A 2,354-nucleotide genomic window follows, 5' to 3' on the forward strand; every position below is an offset into this window, starting at 1 on the left:
GGGGAGAAGCTTGGGATCGGCGGCCAGCAGGGTGGCGTATTCGTCGAACAGGATCACCTTGCTCTGCGCTGGCAAGCGCAGCTTGCCGATCATGGCCGACAGTCCCTCTACGCTGGCATCCAGCCCGATCACCGCCCGTTTGTCATTGCTCTCCGCCGCCAGTGTCATGCCCGGCTCCTTGGTGGTGAAGAAGAGATAGGGATTGGTCGTGGCGATCCCCGCGTGCCCGCGTGCCTGTTTGTACCAGTCGCGGCTGCGGGGATCAAACTGGTACAGGTGCATGGCCCGGCGCTCGAGCAGGGTTAGCTGCTGATCGAAGTAGAGAAACTCCCCCTTGCCCTGATGCAGGCTCTGCACCAGCAGGGTGCTGGCGGCGGGCACCTTGTCCAGCTGGGCTCTGGCCCGTTCGGTCAGTTTGCGCACCAGGAAGAAGTCGCCATCCTCATAGCCGGCGTAGACGGCGCCATAGCTGGGGCTGTTGGCCAGCACTTCCGCCAGTTGCGGCAGGTAGTCCAGGCGAGCATCCAGGCTGGTCATGGCCGCCAGCTGGCCGCTACGCAGCAGGCTGAGGGACATGCGGGCCGGTCGCTCGTTCAGCTGGAGTGCAAGGGCCAGCTGCTCCCGGTATTGCAGAAAGTTCTGTCGCTCATGCTCCAACCCCTGTCGCGCCCCTTGCTGGAACTGCAGCGCTATGAGGGCGCTGCCCAGCAGGGTAAACAGCAGGATGAAAAGGGTGGCGATATGCACATAGAAGGGTTTACGACCTGGCCTGGCACTTGTCATGGACGCATCCTTGTCACATTGGCGATTGCAGAGATGATCAACCAGCAGTGTGCCAACAGGATGACAAAAAACACAATAACTGATTGAGTGGTATCAGTATATGGCCCCAGATGTGACGGCCCCTGCGGGGCTGCCCCAGGTGGTCACCAGGATATGGCACAGCTTGGGTATGACATGCCCCTGCAAGAAGGTGATGGGCGGAGCTTGCCACCAGACGACGAGCGACAGCATGCCAGCGTCTGTGACCGGAGAGGGTAACTGTGTCACTTGACGTTCTGCCAGGGCTGGCCTGGCGCCATCCCGGTGCGTGATTCATTCAGGTATCCCGTGCTACATTGCCCCACTTGTGACTGGTCTGTGAATCAATGGAGTGACCCATGTCTGCCATCCCCTATTCCGTACTCGATCTGGTGCCCGTCCCCGAAGGATCCCTGCCGGCCGAGTCATTTCGCCGTTCGCGCGAGTTGGCGCAACATGCCGAGCGCTGGGGCTACCAGCGTTATTGGCTGGCCGAGCACCACAACATGCCGGGCATTGCCAGTGCCGCCACCTCTGTGCTGATCGGCCACCTGGCGGGTGCCACCCACACCATGCGGATCGGCGCTGGCGGCATCATGCTGCCGAACCATGCGCCGCTGGTCATTGCCGAGCAGTTTGGCACCCTGGCTTCGCTCTATCCTGACCGCATCGATCTGGGCCTTGGCCGGGCGCCCGGTACCGATCAGCGCACCATGCGGGCGCTGCGGCGCCTGCGTAGCGGTGAGGTGGATGATTTCCCGGCGGATGTGCGCGAGCTGATGAGCTACTTTGGCGACGAGATCGGCGCGGTGCAGGCGGTGCCGGGTCAGGGGCTTCACCTGCCCATCTGGCTGCTGGGCTCCAGCCTTTACAGTGCCCAGCTGGCCGCTGCGATGGGCTTGCCATTCGGCTTTGCCTCCCATTTTGCCCCCGCCTTGCTGTTGCAGGCGCTGGAGATCTACCGCAGCCAGTACCGCCCCTCGGTGCGCTGGCCCAAGCCCTATGCCGTGGTCTGCATCAATATGATTGCTGCCGACAGCGAGCGGGAGGCCCGCTTCCAGTTCACTACCGTGCAGCAGCAGTTCTTGCGTCTCCATCACGGTGATGCGGGCAAGCTGCCCGCGCCGGTCGTCGAACTTGGTGACGAGTGGTCGCCCCGTGAGCTGATGGCGATGGAGCAGACGCTTGCTCGTTCTCTGGTGGGGGATCCGGATCAGGTGCGTCATGGCCTCAAGGCGCTGCTGGCGGAGACCCGGGCCGATGAGCTGATGTTCAACGGCCCCATCGTCGAGCATCAGGCACGGCTGCGCTCCTTCGAGATCGCCGCCGAGTTGATGCAGAGCCTGTAAGCCATGACGGGTGCGAATGTCGAGGTGGATGAGGTGTATTGGAACCCCATGGTGCCGGAGCTGTCGGTCACCGATCTGGCTCGCTCTCTGGCGTTCTATCGCGGCTTGTTGGGCTTCTCAGTCCGCTATCGGCGCGATGACCCTCCTTTTGCTTATCTGGAGCAGCAACAGGTACAGCTGATGCTTGAACAGGTTCATCCAGAG

General features: G+C 62.4%; 2 protein-coding genes and 1 pseudogene. 2 read left to right on the top strand and 1 reads right to left on the bottom strand.

Going from position 1 to position 2,354, the window contains the following annotated elements:
* Positions 1-867: pseudogene (locus AAC083_RS23440) on the bottom strand (HD domain-containing phosphohydrolase); the annotation flags it as partial.
* Between the two features lie 293 nt (positions 868-1,160).
* Between AAC083_RS23440 and AAC083_RS21245 the strand changes: the two are divergent.
* Entirely contained in the window at positions 1,161-2,150 is a 990-nt protein-coding gene (locus AAC083_RS21245) for an MsnO8 family LLM class oxidoreductase (RefSeq protein WP_108537648.1), read from the top strand.
* A 3-nt stretch (positions 2,151-2,153) separates the two neighbouring features.
* On the top strand, positions 2,154-2,354 hold a 201-nt coding region (locus AAC083_RS23445), incomplete at its 3' end, for a VOC family protein (protein WP_258224814.1).

The sequence above is a fragment of the Aeromonas sp. HMWF014 genome (assembly GCF_963878295.1).
Taxonomy (GTDB): Bacteria; Pseudomonadota; Gammaproteobacteria; order Enterobacterales; family Aeromonadaceae; genus Aeromonas; species Aeromonas popoffii.